At 70.1% G+C, this 18,928-nt stretch carries 13 protein-coding genes; 8 read left to right on the top strand and 5 right to left on the bottom strand.

The annotated features are described in order from the left end of the window. Window positions 1-91 precede the first annotated feature (91 nt). Window positions 92-310: a hypothetical protein gene (locus ACZ4N5_RS28905; RefSeq protein ID WP_467759971.1), complete on the bottom strand. Its 219-nt coding sequence runs from the start codon at window positions 308-310 to the stop codon at window positions 92-94. Window positions 311-567: 257 nt separating this feature from the next. On the opposite strand from ACZ4N5_RS28905, the gene ACZ4N5_RS28900 reads away from it, so the two are divergent. The 6 genes from ACZ4N5_RS28900 to ACZ4N5_RS28875 all read left to right on the top strand — a co-directional run bounded on the left by ACZ4N5_RS28900 (window position 568) and on the right by ACZ4N5_RS28875 (window position 8,541). Further along, a complete protein-coding gene (locus tag ACZ4N5_RS28900) occupies window positions 568-1,020 on the top strand; it encodes a phospholipase (RefSeq protein WP_467759970.1) in 453 nt (150 codons plus the stop codon). Window positions 1,021-1,263: 243 nt separating this feature from the next. Further along, entirely contained in the window at window positions 1,264-1,944 is a 681-nt protein-coding gene (locus ACZ4N5_RS28895; protein WP_467759969.1) for a lipoprotein, read from the top strand. A 318-nt stretch (window positions 1,945-2,262) separates the two neighbouring features. After that, window positions 2,263-2,760 carry a three-helix bundle dimerization domain-containing protein gene (locus ACZ4N5_RS28890; RefSeq protein ID WP_467759968.1) on the top strand — a complete coding sequence of 166 codons (498 nt, stop codon included), beginning with the start codon at window positions 2,263-2,265 and terminating at the stop codon, window positions 2,758-2,760. 41 nt (window positions 2,761-2,801) lie between these two features. Beyond that, complete coding sequence (locus ACZ4N5_RS28885) at window positions 2,802-3,839, top strand: polyphosphate kinase 2 family protein (protein WP_467759967.1); 1,038 nt, start codon at window positions 2,802-2,804, stop codon at window positions 3,837-3,839. A gap of 63 nt (window positions 3,840-3,902) precedes the next feature. After that, a complete protein-coding gene (locus tag ACZ4N5_RS28880; RefSeq protein WP_467759979.1) occupies window positions 3,903-6,620 on the top strand; it encodes a cation-translocating P-type ATPase in 2,718 nt (905 codons plus the stop codon). Between the two features lie 55 nt (window positions 6,621-6,675). Continuing rightward, window positions 6,676-8,541, top strand: coding sequence for a SulP family inorganic anion transporter (locus tag ACZ4N5_RS28875; RefSeq protein ID WP_467759966.1), 1,866 nt, complete (start codon window positions 6,676-6,678; stop codon window positions 8,539-8,541). A 43-nt stretch (window positions 8,542-8,584) separates the two neighbouring features. Here ACZ4N5_RS28875 and ACZ4N5_RS28870 read toward each other — a convergent pair whose 3' ends face one another. After that, window positions 8,585-11,050, bottom strand: a complete 2,466-nt coding sequence (locus tag ACZ4N5_RS28870; RefSeq protein ID WP_467759965.1) for a SpoIIE family protein phosphatase — start codon at window positions 11,048-11,050, stop codon at window positions 8,585-8,587. A gap of 253 nt (window positions 11,051-11,303) precedes the next feature. Here ACZ4N5_RS28870 and ACZ4N5_RS28865 point away from each other — a divergent pair, with 253 nt between their 5' ends. Continuing rightward, window positions 11,304-13,370, top strand: a complete 2,067-nt coding sequence (locus tag ACZ4N5_RS28865) for a SpoIIE family protein phosphatase (protein WP_467759964.1) — start codon at window positions 11,304-11,306, stop codon at window positions 13,368-13,370. A 2-nt stretch (window positions 13,371-13,372) separates the two neighbouring features. On the opposite strand, the gene ACZ4N5_RS28860 is transcribed toward ACZ4N5_RS28865, so the two are convergent. Beyond that, on the bottom strand, window positions 13,373-14,251 hold the full coding sequence (locus ACZ4N5_RS28860) for a YhjD/YihY/BrkB family envelope integrity protein (RefSeq protein ID WP_467759963.1): 879 nt from the start codon (window positions 14,249-14,251) through the stop codon (window positions 13,373-13,375). Window positions 14,252-14,544: 293 nt separating this feature from the next. Further along, entirely contained in the window at window positions 14,545-16,638 is a 2,094-nt protein-coding gene (locus tag ACZ4N5_RS28855) for a SpoIIE family protein phosphatase (RefSeq protein ID WP_467759962.1), read from the bottom strand. 255 nt (window positions 16,639-16,893) lie between these two features. On the opposite strand from ACZ4N5_RS28855, the gene ACZ4N5_RS28850 reads away from it, so the two are divergent. After that, window positions 16,894-17,175, top strand: a complete 282-nt coding sequence (locus ACZ4N5_RS28850) for a glutaredoxin domain-containing protein (RefSeq protein ID WP_467759961.1) — start codon at window positions 16,894-16,896, stop codon at window positions 17,173-17,175. On the opposite strand, the gene ACZ4N5_RS28845 is transcribed toward ACZ4N5_RS28850, so the two are convergent. Further along, window positions 17,120-18,607: a hypothetical protein gene (locus tag ACZ4N5_RS28845; protein WP_467759960.1), complete on the bottom strand. Its 1,488-nt coding sequence runs from the start codon at window positions 18,605-18,607 to the stop codon at window positions 17,120-17,122. The genes ACZ4N5_RS28850 and ACZ4N5_RS28845 overlap by 56 nt on opposite strands. Window positions 18,608-18,928: the final 321 nt, after the last annotated feature.

The raw sequence follows: 18,928 nt of genomic DNA, 5'->3' as shown, positions 1-18,928 counted from the left end.
ACCACAGCAATCTCGTCCGGAGTCACACACCCTCAACGCCACACCAAGCCCCAAGGACACGCACCACTCCAACCGACCTGACCAGGCACTACTAGCAGGCCAGCATCTTCTGAATGGCCTGCCGCGTCACACCGAGTTCCCGCGCGATGTCCGCTTGCGACACCCCCTGATCGATGAGGCTCTGCATCAACTCGCGCCTTTCGACAGCGAACTGCCGGGCCAGGCGCGCATGGTGAATGGCCTGTGCGCGTACTTCCTTGATGCGACTGAGAGTTGACTGATGCTCGGAGAGATCCTTCGCGTTCGCCATGCCCCCAGCATGACAACCCCCCGTTGTCACGTCAACCCCCCGTTGTCGTGCCCGGGAGTGACACCCCCCAAGCCCCGCGGAACACATCCAGCCATAGTCGACCATGGTGGTCGCAGACATGAAACGCCTCCCCCCAACTCCCCTGAGTTAATTGATTGTTGGGGTCAAAGCACTATGCAAGGAGGGTCGCGATGCCGATCATTCTTGTCATGAACCTGCAGCCCGATGGGCGGGTCGCAGCCTCATGGAGGTGTGGGATGCACCGAAGACTCGCCACCGGCCTTGCCGCCTCGGCCATGGCTCTGGCAACCATCACGGCGACCGCTACAGCCGCTAGCGCCGCCCCTGCCGACAAGCCCCAAGTCCTGTCCAGTTGGACCCAGACCAGCACGTCGAGCTACAACACCTGGGTCGCCGCCCGCGCGAACCAGTCCGCCTGGTCAGCGTATGCGTTCGACTGGTCCACGGACTACTGTTCCTCCTCGCCGGACAACCCGTTCGGCTTCCCCTTCGCCACCTCATGCGCCCGCCACGACTTCGGCTACCGCAACTACAAGGCCGCCGGCGCCTTCGATGCCAACAAGTCGCGTCTCGACAGCGCCCTGTACGCAGACCTCGAGCGCGTCTGTGCCAATTACAGCGGCGCGACGAAGGTCTCCTGCGACAGCACGGCCTGGACCTACTACCAGGCGGTCAAGGCCTTCGGCTGACCCTCCGCCCACCCACCGGGAGCGCCCGACAGCGCGCAGGCAGTGACATGTGTCCTGCCCGCACCCTGGTGATGTTCGGGCCAACTGCGGTCGAGCTGAACATGGGTGACGGGACGTCAGTCACCAGCCCGTCACAGCGGACACTTCCTGCCCGGTCCACAGACGGAACCTTCCCACCCGCCCCGCACCCCACAGCCATGCCCTCGTCTACATTGTGTCCACAGGACCGAGGGGGAGCACATCATGGTTGTCGGGACACGGGGCGGGTGGCACGGAGCGGTGTACGTGGCCTTGTCGACCGTTGTGGCGACGGGCTGCTCGACCACCGCCGACGAGAGCCCGCGGGCGGGCACGAGCGCGACGTCCACGGACCGGACGTCCGGTGCCACCGGCACCGTGGCCAAGAGCGGCGGCTCACTCGGTCCCGCGGGCTCGGCCTGCGAACTGCCGGTCAGTTTCGACACGGCCGAGAACTGGAAGCCGCAGTCCATCGACGCGGCGGCGCAGGCCCCGATCGGATCGGACGGCTCCAGGGACCTCACCGATCCGCTGTTTCGGCAGGGACCGGTGACCCTCGCCTGCGAGATCGATGCCAAACCCGCCGGGAACATCGGCTACCTCAGGGTCTGGACCGGAAAACCGGGCGCCGATGACGCCGGCACCGTACTCAAGGCCTTCGTGGCGGCCGAGCACGGCGCGAGCAAGGCGGTCTACCGCACGTTCGACGCGGGTGGCCTCTCCGGCACCGAGGTGGAGTACGTCTACACCAGCGAGTCCTTCCACGAGTCGAAGAAGGAGTCCGCCTTCGCCGTCACCACGCATGACGGCCCGGTCGTCCTGCACCTCGGCGGACTGGACACCGGGGAGCACACAGAGATGCTTCCCGCGTACCGCCTCGCCCAGCGGACCCTGCGCACCACCTGACCTCCGCGAGCGATCGGGGCCTCCGCGCGCACTCCGGCGACGAGCCGCCACCCGACCTCACACGATCGGTCGCTACGCGGGCACGGCCCTTGTGCCGTCCCGCGAGCGGCCGTTTGCGACGGCCGCGCCCGCGACCGGGCAGGCACCGGTGAGGACGCACCGTCCGTGAGGCGGTTTCGACCGGGCGGACCCAGAATGAGTGGGACGGCCTCGTACCCGGCCGTCGAGCCGTCTCGGGGCGGTCGGATCGGGACCGTTGGCCCTACGGTCTCCGCCCCTTTGAGGCTCGAGTCTTGCGAGCGCGCGGGTGGTTGAGCGATGAAGACGGACGAGCCGGCATCCACGGCCGACGAGGGCGGCGCACCGCGGGAAGCGAGTCGCGCTCCCGCTCCGCCCGCGGGCACCGTACCGACGGCAGACCCCGCGGCTCACAAGGCTGTCCGCCAGGACGAGGCGGTCGCCCTCCTCCGCCTGGCCGCGAGGCTGAAGGCCGCGTACCCCTCGGTCGACCCGTCCGTCGTGGATGAAGTGGTCGCGACGGCCCGCGGTTCGTTCCAGCAGGCGAAGGTCCGGACGTACGTCCCGATCCTGGTCGAACGCCGCGTCCGGGCGCTGCTCGGCGCCCTGCCCGATGAAGAGGTCTCCCACGCGCCGACGGCCGTCGGCGACCCGACCGCCGAGCGGCCGGCACCGGCAGCGACGGCGGAGCGGCAGGCCGAAAGCCCGGGACGCCCGTCCCTGCTCGGCCGGTGGATTCCCGCCAGGCTACGGCCCGCGCCCGCGTCCGACCTGGGCGGTGTCGGTGAGCGCTCATGACCGCGCGGTGCTCCCCGTGACAGGAAAAGAGGCGGGTCGTCATGACGGATGCCAGGGCCGAACGCATCGCGAAGCTCATCGAGCCACTACGGGTCGAGCCCGGCTCGCGGGTGGACCTGGGCGAGGACTTCGACCCCCGGTACAAGGCCGGTCTGAAGAAGAAGCACGGTGTGGAGCTGCTGCGCACGGGCGTGTCCCTGCTCGCCGAGTACCAGGAACGGCTGGCGGCCCAGGACGCGTACGGCGTACTGCTCTGTCTTCAGGCGCTCGACGCCGGAGGCAAGGACGGCACGATCCGACACGTCATGAGCGGGGTGAACCCGCAAGGCGTCAAGGTCAGCAGCTTCAAACAGCCCTCCGCCGAAGAGCTCGACCACGACTACCTGTGGCGGTACGCCACCAGACTGCCCGCCCGTGGCGACATCGCGATCTTCAACCGTTCGCACTACGAGGAGGTACTCGTCGTCCGGGTGCACCCGGAGCTCCTCGACCGGCAGCGACTGCCGGCGGACGTGCGCGGGGCGGACATCTGGGACCGCCGCTACCGGGCCATCAACGACTGGGAGCGCTACCTGACCGACAACGGGTTCAAGGTCGTGAAGATCTTCCTGAACCTGTCCAAGGAAGAGCAGCGCACCCGTTTCATGAAGCGGCTCGACGTGCCGCAGCGGAACTGGAAGTTCTCCGCCGCCGACGTCCGGGAACGCCGGCGGTGGGACGAGTATCAGCACGCGTTCTCCGAGATGCTCTCGCATACGAGTACGCCGTGGGCGCCCTGGTACGTCGTCCCGGCGGACCGGAAGTGGTTCGCGCGCCTCTCCACCGCGGCGGTGCTGGCCCACACGCTCATGGACATCGACCCCAGTTACCCGGTGCTCGGCAAGGAGGCCCGCAAGGACCTCCGGGCCGCGCGGCGCGAACTGGAGGCCGACGCTCCCAAGGGTGCGCCGGCCGATCCGTACGCAGCCGGTCATCCGGTCCCCGAAGCGGGCGACGGACAGCGCGGGAGCGGCCGTAGGGCGAAGGGGCGGCAGGCGTCCGGCGCGGCATCGCGGACCGGGAAGGGCAAGCGGAAGTAGGTCGCTCGGGGCCCTCGGAACACGGGCGGCGGACCGAATCCAGATCGGAGAGCTGAGATGGGGATGCAGTCGAGCGGCCCAAAGGCTCCGGAGCGCGTTGCTCCGGAGCTCTGGTACGCGCGTGCTCCGCAGGACGTCGCGTCGGCCTTCGGTGTCGATCCCGCGTCCGGACTCACCGCGGCACGGGTCGCCGAACTGCTCGCCGAGAACGGGCCGAACACGCTGCCGGAGGAGAAGCCGAAGCCGGCGTGGCGGCGGTTCGTCGACCAGTACCGCAGCTATATGCAGGTCGTCCTCCTGGTGGCCGCGGTCGTCTCGCTGGCGATCGCCGAGTGGACCACCGCGATCCTGCTCGTCCTGCTGACCCTGCTGAACGCGGTCGTGGGTCTGCGGCAGGAGGGGAAGGCAGAGAGCGCGATGAACGCGCTCCAGTCCATGCTGACGGCGACGGCCCGGGTCAGACGGGACGGAACCGAGTCGGAGATCCCGGCGGAGCAACTGGTCGTGGGCGATGTCGTGCACATCACCGCCGGCGACCAAGTTCCGGCGGACGGGCGGATCGTCGAAGCCCATGCGTTGCAGATCGACGAGTCGGCGCTCACCGGCGAGAGCGTTCCCGCCTCGAAGGACGCCACGACACTTCCGGCCGTCCTCATGGGCCCGGGGGATCAGTCGAACATGGCGTTCATGCACACCCCGGTCACCCACGGCAGCGGTGTCGTGGTCGTCACCGGGACGGGTGAGGGCACCGAGCTCGGAAAGATCTCGGAGATGCTGTCGGCGACCGAGAGGGAGGAGGCGCCGCTCACCAAGGAGCTCGACACGCTGACGCTGTGGATCACGGCCGCCGCGGGCCTGACCATGATCGTGATGTTCGCGCTCGGGTACCGCCGCGACCAGGCGTGGGACGCCCTGTTCGTCAGCGCGGTCTCGCTGGCCATCGCCGCCATTCCCGAGGCCCTGCCCACGGTGACCCAGGCGATCCTGTCCGTCGGCAGTCTCAATCTGGCGAAGCGCAACGCGATCGTGAAGGAGCTGCCGTCCGTCGAGACCCTGGCGTTCACGTCGGCGATCAACTCGGACAAGACCGGCACCCTGACCATGAACCAGATGACGGCCGTGGAGGTCGTGACCCCCACGGACCGCTACACCGTCTCGGGCACGGGCTACGGCCTCGACGGAAGGATCCAGCATGCCGCGGGCTCCTCCGCGAGCATCGAGGACGTGATCCTTCCGTACCTCGTCGCGAACGACGCCAGGCTGGTGGACGGCGAGGTCGTGGGCGATCCCACGGAGGGCGCGTTCCTGGTACTGGCCCACAAGGCGGGGCTGGACATCGATGCCACGCGCGAGCGGCTGCCGCGTCTCGCCACCCTGCCCTTCGACCCGGATTACAAGTTGATGGCGACCTTCAACTCCACGGTCGACTCCTCCGGCCGGCCGGTGGTGCGCTGTTTCGTCAAGGGAGCGGCTCCGGCGGTGACGGCCCGCGCGGCCACGGCGCTCTCGGGCGGCGCGACCGTCCCGTGGGACGCGGAGCTCAGCCGGCGCGCCGACGAGCAGGCCGAGCGCATGGGCGGTGAGGGACGCCGGGTGATGGCGGCGGCCACCCGGGATCTGGACCCGGACGACTTCGATCCCGGCGGAGATCTGCTGGGCTATGTCACGGGCCTGCGGATGACCAGCCTGGTCGGGATGGTCGACCCGCCCCGCGAGGAGTCCCGGGCCGCCGTGGCCAACGCCCAGGCCGCCCATATCCGGGTCCGCATGGTGACCGGGGACGACGTCACGACGGGTGCCGCCATCGCCCGGCAGCTCGGGATCCCCGGCGAGGCGGTCCTCGGCGCGGACTTCGCCGCGCTGCCGGAGCACGAGCAACTGGCCCGCATCGACGACATCGGGGTGGTGGGTCGGGTCGCGCCGGAGCACAAGGTGCTGCTGGCGGCCACGCTCAAGAAGAAGGGCGATGTCGTCGCGATGACCGGCGACGGTGTCAACGACGCTCCCGCCATCAAGTCCGCCGACATCGGTATCGCCATGGGCAGCGGTACGGACGTGGCGAAGAACGCGGCGCGGATGATCCTGTCCGACGACAACTTCGCGACGATCGTCTACGCCGTGGAACAGGGCCGCAATCTCTACGACAACCTCACCAAGTACATCCGCTTCGTGCTCCTGCTGCTGGTCACCTTCGTCCTGACCTTCCTAGGGGCGACCATCTTCAACATCGCGGCCGGTGAACCCTTCACCCCGCCGCAGGTGTTGTGGATCCACTTCGTGGTCAACGCCTCCTTCGGCTTCGCGCTCGGCTTCGACAAGGAGAGCGCGGGACTCATGCGGCGCAGGCCGCGTCCTCGGGGGGAGTCGGTGCTGACCCGGCCCGTGATGGTGACCGTCTCCCTCAGCGGGCTGGCGATCACGCTCATCCTGCTCGGGCTGATCAAGCTGGGCGAATCCCGCTTCGACAGCGTCCACATCGGCAGCTCGATGGCGTTCACGGCGTTCGCGCTCTGTCTGATCGTGGCCGCGTTCGAATGCCGCAGCGAGACGGATTCGGTGCTGACGACGAGCACGTTCGACAGCAAGCAGATGAACTGGACGGCACTGGCCCAGTTCGTCCTCGCGGTCCTGGTGACCCAGATGGACGGGTTCCGTCGCATCCTCGGCACCACCCAGATCGATCTGCGGCAGTTCGGCTGGGCCCTGCTGTCCGCCGTCGCACTCCTGGTCCTGTGGGAGGTGGGTAAGCTCCTGGCCCGCAGGGCGCAGCGCACCGAGTGAGTGGGCGGGCCCGTGTCCGTGCCCGTCCGGCGCGGACCTACCCCGAAGGACGGCCGTGTCGAAGCACCCCGGCACCCCAGGCGGAGGGTGGCGTCGTGCTGTGCCGGGCGTCCCCGGTCTCGCGGTGCTCAGGGGGTACCGGCGGAGCTGGCTGCGCGGGGACCTGCTGGCCGGGGTCACGGTCGCGGCCTATCTGGTGCCGCAGGTCATGGCGTACGCCAGTGTCGCGGGGCTGCCGCCCGTCGTGGGTCTGTGGGCGATCCTGCCCGCCATCGTGCTGTACGCCCTCCTGGGCTCGTCCCGGCTTCTGTCGGTGGGCCCGGAGTCGACGACGGCGCTGATGACCGCGACGGTCGTGGGGCCCCTCGCCGGCGGCGATCCGGCGCGGTACGCGGTCCTGGCCTCCGCGCTCGCCTTCGCTGTGGGTCTGATGTGTCTCGTGGCGTGGGCGGCGCGGCTGGGATTCGTGGCCGATCTGCTCTCCCGGCCCGTGCTGATCGGGTATCTGGCGGGCGTGGCGCTGATCATGATGGTGGATCAGCTCACCAAGCTCACCGGTGTCCCGACGGATGGTTCGGGGTTCTTTCCGAAGCTGGCGTCCTTCTTCGGGAACCTGGACGAGGTCCATCCCACAACGGTGATCTTCAGTGCCGTGACGCTGGTCTTCCTGTACGTGGCGACGCGCTTCCGCTGGAGGATTCCGGGGCCGCTGCTCGCGCTCGTCCTCGGCACGGCCGTGGTCGCGGCGTTCGACCTCCAGGACCACGGCCTCGCGGTGATCGGGGAGATTCCGGCCGGGCTGCCCCGCCCTGAACTGCCCGATCTCGGCAACCTGCCCGAACTGCTGCTGCCGGCCGTCGGTGTCCTGCTCGTGGGCTACACCGACTTCATCCTGACCGCGCGTGCCTTCACGACCGACGACGGCGGTACGGAGCTGGACGCGAACCAGGAGTTGCTGGCCCTGGGCGCCGTGAACCTCGGCGCCGGCACCCTTCAGGGGTTCCCGGTGAGCAGCAGCGCCAGTCGTACGGCTCTCGCGCAGTCCACGGGGGCGCACAGTCAGGCGTACGGGCTCACCGCCGGGGTTTCCGTGCTGGCCGTCCTGCTGTTCCTGAGTCCCCTTCTCACCAACACCCCCATGGCCGTCCTCGGCGCGCTGGTCGTCTACGCCGCGATCCGGATGATCGACCTGGCCGGCTTCCGGCGGCTGGCGTCCTTCCGGCGCCGGGAACTCCTGCTGGCCCTCGGCTGTCTCGTCGGAGTCCTCGCCCTCGACATCCTGTACGGGGTGCTCGTGGCCGTTGGTCTGTCGGTCGCCGAGTTGCTGAGCAGGGTGGCGCGCCCGCACGACGCGGTCCAGGGACTGGTGCCGGGCGTGGCCGGCATGCACGACGTCGACGACTTCCCCGAGGCCCGGGTGATCCCCGGTCTGCTGGTCTACCGCTACGACTCCCCGCTGTTCTTCGCCAACGCGGAGGACTTCCGGCGCAGTGCCCTGGGCGCGGTGGCCGAACAGGAGATCCCGGTCAGGTGGTTCGTCCTCAACGCCGAGGCCAATGTGGAGGTGGACATCACCGCGCTGGACTCGCTGGACGAGCTGCGGCAGGAACTCGACGGGCGCGGGATCGAGTTCGCGATGGCCCGGGTCAAGCAGGATCTGCGCGACGACCTGGACGCCTACGGGCTGAGCTCGTCCGTCGGCGAGGACCGGATCTTCCCCACGCTGCCCACGGCGGTCGCCGCGTACCGTTCCTGGTGCGACAGCCACGGCGTCGGTCTCGGCGACTACGGCGTCGATCCCGGCGACCAGGACGGCGGTTCGGGCGACCAGGACGGCGGTTCGGGCGACCAGGACGGCGGTTCGGGCGACCAGGACGGCGGTTCGGGCCGGGCGGACCGGCCGGAGGCCGGCCTCGGCTGAGGAACGCGGCCCGTGCGGAGCCGGCCGCTGAGGTCCGGTGTACTCACGGAATCTCCTGTTCGGCCCAGATGACCTTTCCCTCCGCCGAGTGGCGAGCGCCCCAGCGATGGGCGAGTTGGGCCACCAGAAAGAGACCGCGGCCGCCTTCGTCCATGCTCCGGGCGTGTCTGAGCCGTGGGGCGGTGCTGCTGGCGTCGGAGACCTCACAGGTCAGGCGGGTGTCGCAGAGCAGCCGCAGTCGAATGGGCGGTTCGGCGTAGCGGATCGCGTTGGTGACCAGTTCGCTCACGATGAGTTCCGTCGTCATGGTCAGTTCCCCGAGACCCCAGGATTCGACGACGCGTGTGGCACGGGCCCGCATGTCGGAGACGGCGGCCGGGTCCACCGGCACCTCCCACGAGACGACATGGTCGTCTCCCAGGGTGTGGGTGCGCGCCAGGAGCAGGGCGATGTCATCGGGCTGGGGCACGGGCACGAGCTGCCGTACGACGTCCGAGCACAGTGCTTCGAGGTCGGGGTCCGACCGTGCGAGCAGTTCCCCGAGGCGTGCCATGCCGAGTTCCATGTCGTAGTGCCCGCCCTCGACGAGGCCGTCGGTGTAGAGACCGATCAGGCTGTTCTCGGCGAGTTCGAGTTCATGGCTCTCGAACGCCATCCCGCCGAGCCCGAGCGGAGGGCCGGCGGGCAGTTCCGGAAAGGTGACCTGCCCGTCGGGGGCGACGACGACGGGGGGCGGATGTCCGGCCCGAGCCATCGTGCAGCGCCTGGTAACGGGATCGTAGACGGCGTACAGACAGGTCGCTCCGAGGAAGGACGCGGTCGTGCTCCGGTCGGCCTCCTGCTCATGGGTCCGCTCCTCGCTCAGCCGGAGCACGAGGTCGTCGAGGTGCGCCAGCAGTTCGTCGGGAGGCATCTCCATGTCGGCGAGGGTCTGCACCGCGGTGCGCAGCCGGCCCATGGTGGCCGCCGCGGTGATGCCGTGGCCGACGACATCGCCGACGACCAGGCCGACGCGGGCACCGGACAGCGGAATGACGTCGAACCAGTCGCCGCCGACCCCGCCGCTCGGGTCCGCCGGCAGATAGGAGGAGGCGATCTCCAGCGCTGTCCCGCCTGTCAGGGCATGGGGCAGCAGACTGCGCTGAAGGGTGACCGCCGCCGTGTGTTCGCGGGTGTAGCGGCGGGCGTTGTCGACACACAGCGCCGCGCGTGCCACCACCTCGCGTGCCAGCAGGACGTCGTCGGGCTGGAACGAGACCGGATTGATGGATCGTACGAACGTGGTGAGGCCGAGGGCGGTGTTGCGTGCCCGCATCGGCACGGAGATGAGGGAGTGCAGCCCGTACCGGCGGATGCTCTCCGCTCTCTCGGGCTCTTCGACGATCCACAGGTCGTCGTTCGGGTCGAGTACCTGGATGAGGACCGGCTCGCCGTTGGTGAGCAGGTGCACGTCGTGGGGCGGCGGGAGGAAGTCCGCCCGGTCCCCGATCCGGGCCACGGCCTCCGGGCAGCCCTCCCGCACCGAGTTCATGCCGGCGCGCCGCATCATCGGCTTCGCGGGCGCCGGTCCCGCGTCCGACAGCCAGGCTCCGTGTCCCTCGGTGCTGAGGACGGATTCCAGGAGGTCGACGACGACGAAGTCCGCGAAGCGCGGAACGGCGAAGTCCGCGAGCTCCTGCGCCGTCCGCATGACGTCGAGCGTCCTGCCGATGGTGGTACCGGCTTCGTTGACCAGCGACAGGAGCAGACGGGCGTTCCACCGCTCGGTGACGTCCAGGACCATGTAACACACACCGGTGTACGAGTTGTCGACGCCCAGCAGCGGGAAGAACGAGGTGGAATAGGCGTGTCGGCGATGCGGGTCGGCCCAGCTCCAGCCCAGGTACTCGTAGTCGATCACGGGCTCGCCGGTCGTCAGGACCTTGTGCATCAGGCCCTCGATCGTCTCCGACTGGAACCCCGGCAGCAGTTCGGAGAGCCGACGCCCGAGCCGCTGTTCGCGGGGCACACCGCCCAGATGTTCCAGGGTGTCGTTCATCCAGACGTAGCGCAGCTGCAGGTCCAGCACCGCCATGCCGACCGGTGAGCGGGTCAGGAATCCGTCGAGGAAGGCCGGGCCAACGGTCCACTGCCGTCTCCGGTCCCGTGCCGAGATCAGGAAGCACTCGCTCTCGCCCATACGGAAGGACGCGGACACGCGCAGGTCCACGTCGATGCGCCGGCCGTCGCGGTGCCGTACGGGGATGAGGCCGCTCCAGCCCATTCCGGCGCGGCACCGGTCCGCGACGCCCGCCACCCGCAACGGGTCCCTGGGCAGCGCGAGCAGATGCGCGGCCGAGGAGCCGACCATCTCGGCCGCCGGGTAGCCGAGGAGCGCTTCGGCACCCCGGGTCCAGCCCAGCACCACCCCGTCGCCGGACACCACCGCCGCCGCGTCCGTGGACGCGTCGAAGGGATCGCCCGGTCCTTCGGACGCGGGCGCATCGGAACCTTCCTGCGCAGAAACCATGAAGCTCTCATCCTTTACACACGACCATGTTCCTGCTTGTCCGCCCGATGTGCAGGCCCGGCGGATGATCACCGGACCGGGCAGCGCCGCACAGCACCCGCTCCCTGGCCCTGAACATGCCAACGTGCTGCTCTGGAGTGGGCAAGGCCGGGGGGAGGGCGCAGCATGGAAGGGCCGGGGTCGGCATACAGGTGCGCGGCGACGGCGACGGAGCCCGGCACACCGCGCCGCGGCCGGTGGAGGAGAGCCAGGGATGACAGCCGATTCCTCGCAGTCCGACAGTGGAGGCTACGAGCCCGACCCTTCCCGGCCGACCGGCCTGCTGGATGTGCTCAGTGTGGCCGCGATGGTCCTCGACGCCGACGGGCGCATCGTGTTCTGGACCCCGCAGGCCGAGGAACTCATCGGCTACTCGGCGGAAGAGGCTCTCGGCAAGTACGCCGCGCGGTTGATCATCCACCCCGAGCACCTGCAGTCCGTCACCAAGCTGTTCGCCGATGTGCTGGAGACGGGGCGCAGTTGGGCCGGCGCCTTTCCCATCCGGCACAAGGACGGCAGCACCCGTCTGATGGAGTTCCGCAACATGCGGCTCCTGGATGACCTCGGGGACGTCTACGCCCTCGGTATCGCGGCCGACCACACCCTGCTCCAGCGGGTGGAGACCGATCTCGCCCTGTCCGAACAGCTGATCAACCAGTCTCCGATCGGTCTGGCCCTGATGGACCCCGATCTGCGCTATCTCATGGTCAACCCGGCGCTGGAGCGGATCGACGGCATCCCCGCCGAGGACCACGTCGGCCGCCATCTGCGCGAGACGCTGCCCTTTCCCGACGTGGACACCGTCGAGTCCGCTCTGCGTCAGGTGCTCACCACGGGCACACCACTGCTCGACCAGTACCACGTGGGCCGCCCGCCGGTCGATCCCGACCACGAACACGCCTGGTCGCTGTCCTTCTACCGGCTGGAGGACGCGGGCGGACGGGTCCTGGGCGCGGCCGCCTCGGTCGTCGACGTCACCGAACGCCATCGCGCCGCGGCCGAGGCAGACCGGGCGCGGCGTCGCCTCGCGCTCATCGCCAGCGCCTCCACCCGTGTCGGCACCACCCTGGAGGTGGAGCAGACCGCTCGCGAACTGGCCGAGATCGCCGCCCCCGAGCTGGCCGACGTGGTCGCGGTGGACGTCCTCGACTCCGTCCTGGCCTGCCGCCGCAAGCGCAGGCCGGACAACGGCCCGGAGTTCTTCCGCGCTCTCGCGCTGAAGGCGTCCTACCCCACCGTGGCGCTGCGCGCCGCCGACCCTCCGGGCGACGTGGCCGCGTACGACGGTGACCGCCTGGTGACCCTGTGCGTCCACACCGGCAGGCCGGTCCTGGTGCGGCACGTCGGCGAGCACGATCTGCCGCGCATCGCCCGCGACGCCGAGGGCACGGCCCTCCTGGCACGGGCCGGCGTCCACTCGTATCTCGCCGTTCCGCTGATCGCGCACGGCGAGGTGCTCGGTGCCCTCGACCTCAAGCGCACCCGCAACCCGCTCCCCTTCGACGACGACGACGTCGTCCTGGCCACTGAGCTGGCCACCCGTGCCGCCGTGGCGATCGACAACGCCCGGTGGTTCCAGAGCGTGCGCAACACCGCCGTCACTCTTCAGCGCAGTCTGCTGCCGGAGCATCCGCCCCATCTCACCGGTCTTGAGGTGGCGTCCCGCTATCAGCCCGCCCAGGCCACCAGCGAGGTCGGCGGCGACTGGTACGACGTGATTCCGCTGACCGGCGACCGGACCGCGCTGGTCGTCGGCGACGTCATGGGCAACGGCATCGACGCCGCCGCCACCATGGGCCGACTGCGCACGGCCACCTGCGCCTACGCGGACCTCGACCTCGACCCCGGAGCTGTGCTCCACCACCTCGACAAGATCACGTGCGACCTGGAGCACTACATCGTCACGTGTCTCTACGCCGTGTACGACCCCCGCACCGGGCAGTGCCGCATCGCGAACGCCGGGCACATGCCGCCCGCGCTGGCCCGTCCCGGCGCCGCCGCCGAACTGCTGGACCTGCCGTCGGGCGCGCCCCTCGGCGTCGGCGGCATCCCCTTCGAGACCACCACGGTCGAACTCAACCCGGGCGACCTGCTCGTCCTCTACACGGACGGCCTCGTCGAGACCCGGCTGCATCCCATCGACGACCGCCTGAACGTTCTTCTCGGCTTCCTCGACGAACCGGACCGGCCGCTCGAGGAGATCTGCGACCTGCTGCTGTACGGCCTGCGCAACTCCGACGACCACGACGACGTCGCCCTCCTCGTCGCCCGCGCGACGTAGCCCTACGGCTTCTTCGTGTCCTTGGTACGGCGGTGGGAGGAGACCTGTTCGCGTGTGGTGCGCCATCGCGACCGGGTCTGTTCGACCACGCTGTCCCACTGGCGGCGGACCTCGTCGTCGGAGGGGCGGTCGCCGCCGCGGATCCGGGTGAGTTCGTCGCGCATCTCGCGTCCGAGGGCCGCCGACGCGACGATGACGAACATCGCGGCGAAGAGCGCCGAGATCATCGCGAACACGGCACCGACCGCTCCGTAGCGTGATGCGTAGGAGTTGAAGAGCCGCGGGAGGTAGACGGTCGCGCCCACCGAATAGAGCGCGGTCAGGACGGCCGCCGTGATGCCGAACGGCAGGAGATCGCGCCAGGGGATCCGCTTGGCGGACAGATCCCAGCCGCTCCAGACGAGGAAGGCGACACTCACCGGAATCTCGCACACCGAAGCCACCAGCCCGAACTTGCTCCCCCCGAGGACCGCTTGGAGCCATCCGGTGAGGGCCGCGTAGCCGCCGAGCCCGAGGATCCACCACAGGCCGTTCTTCGTGTTGCGCACGCTGAGCGGCGTCAGTTCCCAGGTCTGTTCGAACAGGCGCTGTGTGGCGCGTGCGAAGCTCAGCACGGAGATGACCAGGAACACGCTTCCGAAGACACCCACGCTCGCGCTGGTGCCCTCGGCGGGGGCGAGGAGTGACCTGACCGCCTCGGCGCCCTGTCCGGTGAGGCCGTAGCGCTGGATGATCCGCTCGGCGGCGTCGTAGTCCGAGAAGCTGCTCAGCACGGCGCCGCAGAGAATCGTGAGCGGGATCAGCGCTGTGAGCGCACTGGATGCCAGGGCCATCGAGCGGTCGAAGCCCACGATCTTCTGGAACCGGTTGATGACCCGCAACGCGAAGGCGGGACGCAGCCAGAACGTCAGCGTCCTGACGAGGCGCTCGCGATTGATCCCCGCCGTCCTGTCCTCCGTATTTTCGGGCCCGGTATGGCGCTGCGAGCGTAACGGACGGCCGTCCGGGCAGGAACGGACGACACGGCCGGGTGGCGGCGGCCGGGCGGACTACGCGCATCAGGTCACCGGGTCGGCCGTCACCGCCGGTCCTGACCGGCTCCCTCCCTCATCACCAGGGCGCCCTGTTCCGCGTACCCGAAGCACTCACTCGCCGGCCAGAGGGCCTCACGCTCTCATCCGTCCTCGGACAGGGCGATTTCCGCCCAGATCGTCTTTCCGCGGGCCTCGGGGCGGGTTCCCCAGCGGCGGCTGACCTGCCAGGTGAGGTAGAGGCCCCGGCCGCCCTCGTCGACCTCTTCCGCGTGCCTCAGATGCGGCGCGGTACTGCTGTCGTCGGTCACCTCGCAGACGATGGCGGAACCGTCGAGGATGAGGCGTACTTCGATGGGACCGTCCGCGTAACGCACCGCGTTCGTGACGAGTTCGCTGACCACCAGAGTGGCGGTGAAGGCGTGCTGTTCCAGGCCCCAGGCCGCCAGTGCGCGCTCGGTGCGGGCGCGCGCCTCGGCAACGGAGGCGGGGTGGTTGGGCAGCGTCCACGATGCGACCTGATCCGCTCCCAGGGCGCGGGTACGGGCCAGCAGCAGCACGGCGTCGTTCTCCGGGCGCTCCGGCGTCAGCCGGTAGAGCACCTCGTCACAGATCTTCTGCAGGGGCCGGTCGGTCGGCAGCAACGCACCGCTGATCCGGACCAGCTGTTCGTGCGGGTCTTCCGAGACGGCACGCAGCATGGCGGTGTTGGACAGCAGAAGGATGCTGCCTTCGGCGATTTCGAACTCGGCCGTGCCGTACTTCGACAGACCCCGGCCCAGCGACGGCCCGGTGGGTACCACGGCGTATTCGACGGTCCCGTCGGGCAGGGCCAGCACCGGAGGCGGATGCCCGGCACTCGCGACCGCGCAACGGCGGGTGATGGGGCTGTAGACGAGGTAGAGACAGGTGGTGTCCTCGAGCTCGTCGTCAGCCGAGCCGTCCGGATCACGCTGCCGTTCTCCGCGGAGACGGGTCACCAGGGCGTGCAGCCGCTCCAGGACCTCGTCGGGTGCCAGGTCGAGGACGGCCAGCGCGCTGATCGCGGCCCTCACCTCGCCCATGGTGGCGGCGGCCCTCAGCCCCCTGCCCGCCGTGTCGCCCGTCACCAGGGCCACCCGCGCCCCGGAGAGGGGGATGACGTCGAACCAGTCTCCGCCGGCGCCGAGCGGGCAGTAGCTGTAGGCCGTCTCCACCGCGGCGTGACCGAGGATCCGGGCCGGTCGCAGACTGAGCTGGAGTACACGGGCGGCCGATCGCTCCCTCGTGTACAGCCGGGCGTTGTCCAGGCACAGAGCCACGCGATCGGCGAGTTCGGCGGCGAGGGCGAGCTCGCCGTCGTCGAAGGCGTGTGCGGTGCCTGCCCGGTAGCAGTGCGCCACACCGACCACGGAGCCGCGGGCCGCCAAGGGCAGCACGAGCACCGAATGTGCCCCCGCCTGGATCATGCGGCGCCCGCGCACCGGTTCCCGCCCCAGCCAGTCCGCGTCCGGGCTCAAGTGCTCGATCATGCGTGGCCGGAGGTCGGACAGACACTGGGCGAAGGGGGTCGCCGAGGACAGGCCGATCGCCTCGCCGATGGAGGGAAGGTACCCCTCGGCCTCCGGAGCGACGGAACGACGGCCCGTACACCGCAGAGCCCCGAACTCCATCACGGTGCCCGATGGGGAGACCTCGCCCCGCAGGACGGAGTCGAGAACCTCGATGACCACCGTGTCGGCCAGCGCGGGCACCATCTCGTCGGCGAACTCCTGGGCCGTGCGGAAGATGTCCAGCGTCGTGCCGATGCGCCCGCTCGCCCGCTCCAGCAGGGCCAGGCGCGCCGCCGCCCGTTTCCGCTCGGTGATGTCCACGACCGCCGTCGCCAGCCCCAAGACGCCGCCGGCCGCGTCCTCCAGCCGGAAGCAGGAGACCGACAGGACGAGCTCGGGCTGCTCGGGACTCAGATGGCCGCGCACCTCCACATCCAGAGCCGGCACACCCGTCTCCAGTACCTCCAGCACGGTCGCCTCATAGTCCCCTTTGTAGAAGTCACCGGCCCAGTCCCTCGGGTGACGGCCCAGTGCCTCCTCCAGGGCGAACGCCCGGACGTAGCGGGCCGCCGTGTTGAAGCGCACCAGGCGAAGCTGCGCGTCGAGGACATGCAGGCCCACTGTCGACTCGGAGAAGAGCGCCGAGAGAACGGCCTCGTCCAGCTCCGACCCCGGTCGGCCGTGTCCGCCCAGCGATGCACCCATGGCACTTCCGTAGACCGTTGACCGCCCATACATTCCGAATTGTCAGAGTTCCACCATATTCGCTCACCAGTGGCGCGCGACCGGAGCACCGGTGCGTGTCGACCATCCCGCGCCGGAACGAATGGATGTTCCCCCGTCCTGCGGGATTTCTCCTTCCACCGGCCGGAGGCCCCGACCGGTGGCGGGACACCCTGGGCACCGCCCCCTGGCTCGTCTACGCTGCCCGAGGCACCGTGACGATCAAGGGGGAGATCCGTGACCGGGAACGACGAGGGCGTGGTCGTCTATTGGCGGCCGCTGTGCCCGTACTGCATGAAACTGCGCCTGCGGCTGCGCTTCGGCCGGTTGCGGTACACGGAGAAGAACATCTGGGCGGACCCCGAGGCAGCCGCCTTCGTCCGCTCGGTCGCGGACGGGAACGAGACCGTCCCGACCGTGACGGTCGCGGGCACCTCCATGGTGAACCCGTCGAAACGGCAGGTCATGTCGGCGGTGGCGACGCACGCGCCCCACTTGCTCGCCAAAGGCGGGTCCTGACGCTCTTCCCCGCGCCCGCGAGGATGGACTCCGACTCCTCGAAGCAGGAGACCGCCGCGTCGGGGTCGCCGCCCCGACGGAGGGCGCGGCCGAGCACACGGAGACGGCGGGCCGTCAGGGCGTGGTGGGCCGGCCAGTCGGACTCGGCCAGGCGGCGGGTGAGGGCCACCGCCTCCCGGGCGTCCCCGATCGCGCCGTCGAGGTCTCCGTCGTCCTGCCGTCTCAAGCTCAAGCCCACCAGCGCGCGGGCGAGTTGTGGCTCGTGCACGGCGGGGTCGAAGCCCGCGGCACGCCGGCGTGCCGCGACGCCGAGCTCACCCGCCCGCACTGCCTCACGACGGTCACCCGCCGCGTCGTGACAGTCGGCCAGCCGATCGAGGCAGGCCGCGAGGAGAGGGTCGTAGACGTCCGGTCGCTCGACGGCGAGGGCGGTGCAGAGGTCCGCCGCTTCCCGGCGTGCGTTCAACTCCGCCGCGCGATCGTCCAGTTCACCCAGCTGGTCGGCAAGACAGTCGAGCGTCACCATGAGCCACGGCTCCCCCGTCCGCCGGTCCGTGCCTGCCAGGGTCCGGGCCTCGGCGACAGCTTCCTCGGCGGTCTTCAGCGCCGCGGGCAGGTCTCCGGGGATGTTCAGGCAGCGGGCCAGGTCCTCGAAAAGGCGTACCCGCAAAGGTCGTACCGCATCGGGCAAGGCCCACACGAGGATCGGGTCGGCGGCATCCCGGGCCTCCCGGCCGACGTTCAGCGCCGCCTCGTACCGGCCCAATGCCCGCAGTCCGGTGGTCAGTTCACTCAGTACGCGCGCCCGGACCAGCATCACGCGTCCCGACTCCCGGGACGACATGGCCCGCAGCAGCCCGGCGCACTCCTGGTAGACGGCCACGGACTCCTCAGCGCGACCCAGGGTGGCCAGCACCAGCGCGTACGTGCGCGACGCGCCCGGCAGACCGCCCAGGGCGCGATCCCGGCGTGCGGGGAGAAGACCACGGTACGCGGCCACACACTCCTCCGCCGAGGCCAGCGCGTCGTCCGGTCGCCCCAGGTCGAGCTGCGCCTGCGCCCGAAGGTGCAGCAGGAACGCGCGCTGCGCCGGAGACCGCCGCGCACCCGGGACGGCCAGGGACGCGTCCATCGCCGTGCACGACTGTTCACAGCGGCCGACGAGCAGCAGCGCCCAGGCGTGCTGGGCAAGGCTGCGGGCCAGGAGGTCCCGGTGTCGCGGGCGCGGGTTCTCCGTCTCGACCAGGGCCCGGTACACGGCCACCGCCTCCTCGGCCCAGGCCAGCCGACGCTGCGACGGCGCCGGCCGCAACAGCACCCAGTCGGGGGTGAGGCAGCGCATCAGCGCGGCGGCGTGCAACTGCCGCCCCGGACGAGGGCTCAGGCGGGCCGCCGCCCGCGACAGCGGCAGCAGTGTGCGCACCGGCCCCATCAGCGCCTCCCCTCCGGGATCCTCAACCAGAGGACGACCGAGCGCCCGAACTGGTTGCCCGGACGGCACGAAAACGGATCGGGTGCGCGCGATCGGACGGTCCGCGCACGCGCGCCACCGCTCCGCGTGGCGTCGCGTTCTGCCCTGCCGGCGGGTCGGCCGACGGACGGCGAACGGCGGTCGGCGCGATGACGCGGGGGCGCTGGGGCGCTGGGGCGCGGAGGCGGAGGACCATGAAAACGGCAGCCGTCCTGAGCCTCCACGCGTACGGAGGCTGTCGCCCCATCGGTCGCCGGCGGGTGGGCGACACAATGACTCGGG

Source organism: Streptomyces sp. NPDC026500, assembly GCF_055567635.1.
Note: the sequence above shows the minus strand (reverse complement) of the source record. Positions and strands in the feature narration are given on the sequence as shown.

Coding starts and splice junctions, on each gene's coding strand:
- ACZ4N5_RS28890 (WP_467759968.1), top strand. CDS start 2,263: ATGAAGACGGACGAGCCGGCATCCACGGCCGACGAGGGCGGCGCACCG.
- ACZ4N5_RS28905 (WP_467759971.1), bottom strand. CDS start 310: ATGGCGAACGCGAAGGATCTCTCCGAGCATCAGTCAACTCTCAGTCGC.
- ACZ4N5_RS28900 (WP_467759970.1), top strand. CDS start 568: ATGCACCGAAGACTCGCCACCGGCCTTGCCGCCTCGGCCATGGCTCTG.
- ACZ4N5_RS28895 (WP_467759969.1), top strand. CDS start 1,264: ATGGTTGTCGGGACACGGGGCGGGTGGCACGGAGCGGTGTACGTGGCC.
- ACZ4N5_RS28870 (WP_467759965.1), bottom strand. CDS start 11,050: ATGGTTTCTGCGCAGGAAGGTTCCGATGCGCCCGCGTCCGAAGGACCG.
- ACZ4N5_RS28855 (WP_467759962.1), bottom strand. CDS start 16,638: ATGGGTGCATCGCTGGGCGGACACGGCCGACCGGGGTCGGAGCTGGAC.
- ACZ4N5_RS28865 (WP_467759964.1), top strand. CDS start 11,304: ATGACAGCCGATTCCTCGCAGTCCGACAGTGGAGGCTACGAGCCCGAC.
- ACZ4N5_RS28880 (WP_467759979.1), top strand. CDS start 3,903: ATGCAGTCGAGCGGCCCAAAGGCTCCGGAGCGCGTTGCTCCGGAGCTC.
- ACZ4N5_RS28845 (WP_467759960.1), bottom strand. CDS start 18,607: ATGGGGCCGGTGCGCACACTGCTGCCGCTGTCGCGGGCGGCGGCCCGC.
- ACZ4N5_RS28885 (WP_467759967.1), top strand. CDS start 2,802: ATGACGGATGCCAGGGCCGAACGCATCGCGAAGCTCATCGAGCCACTA.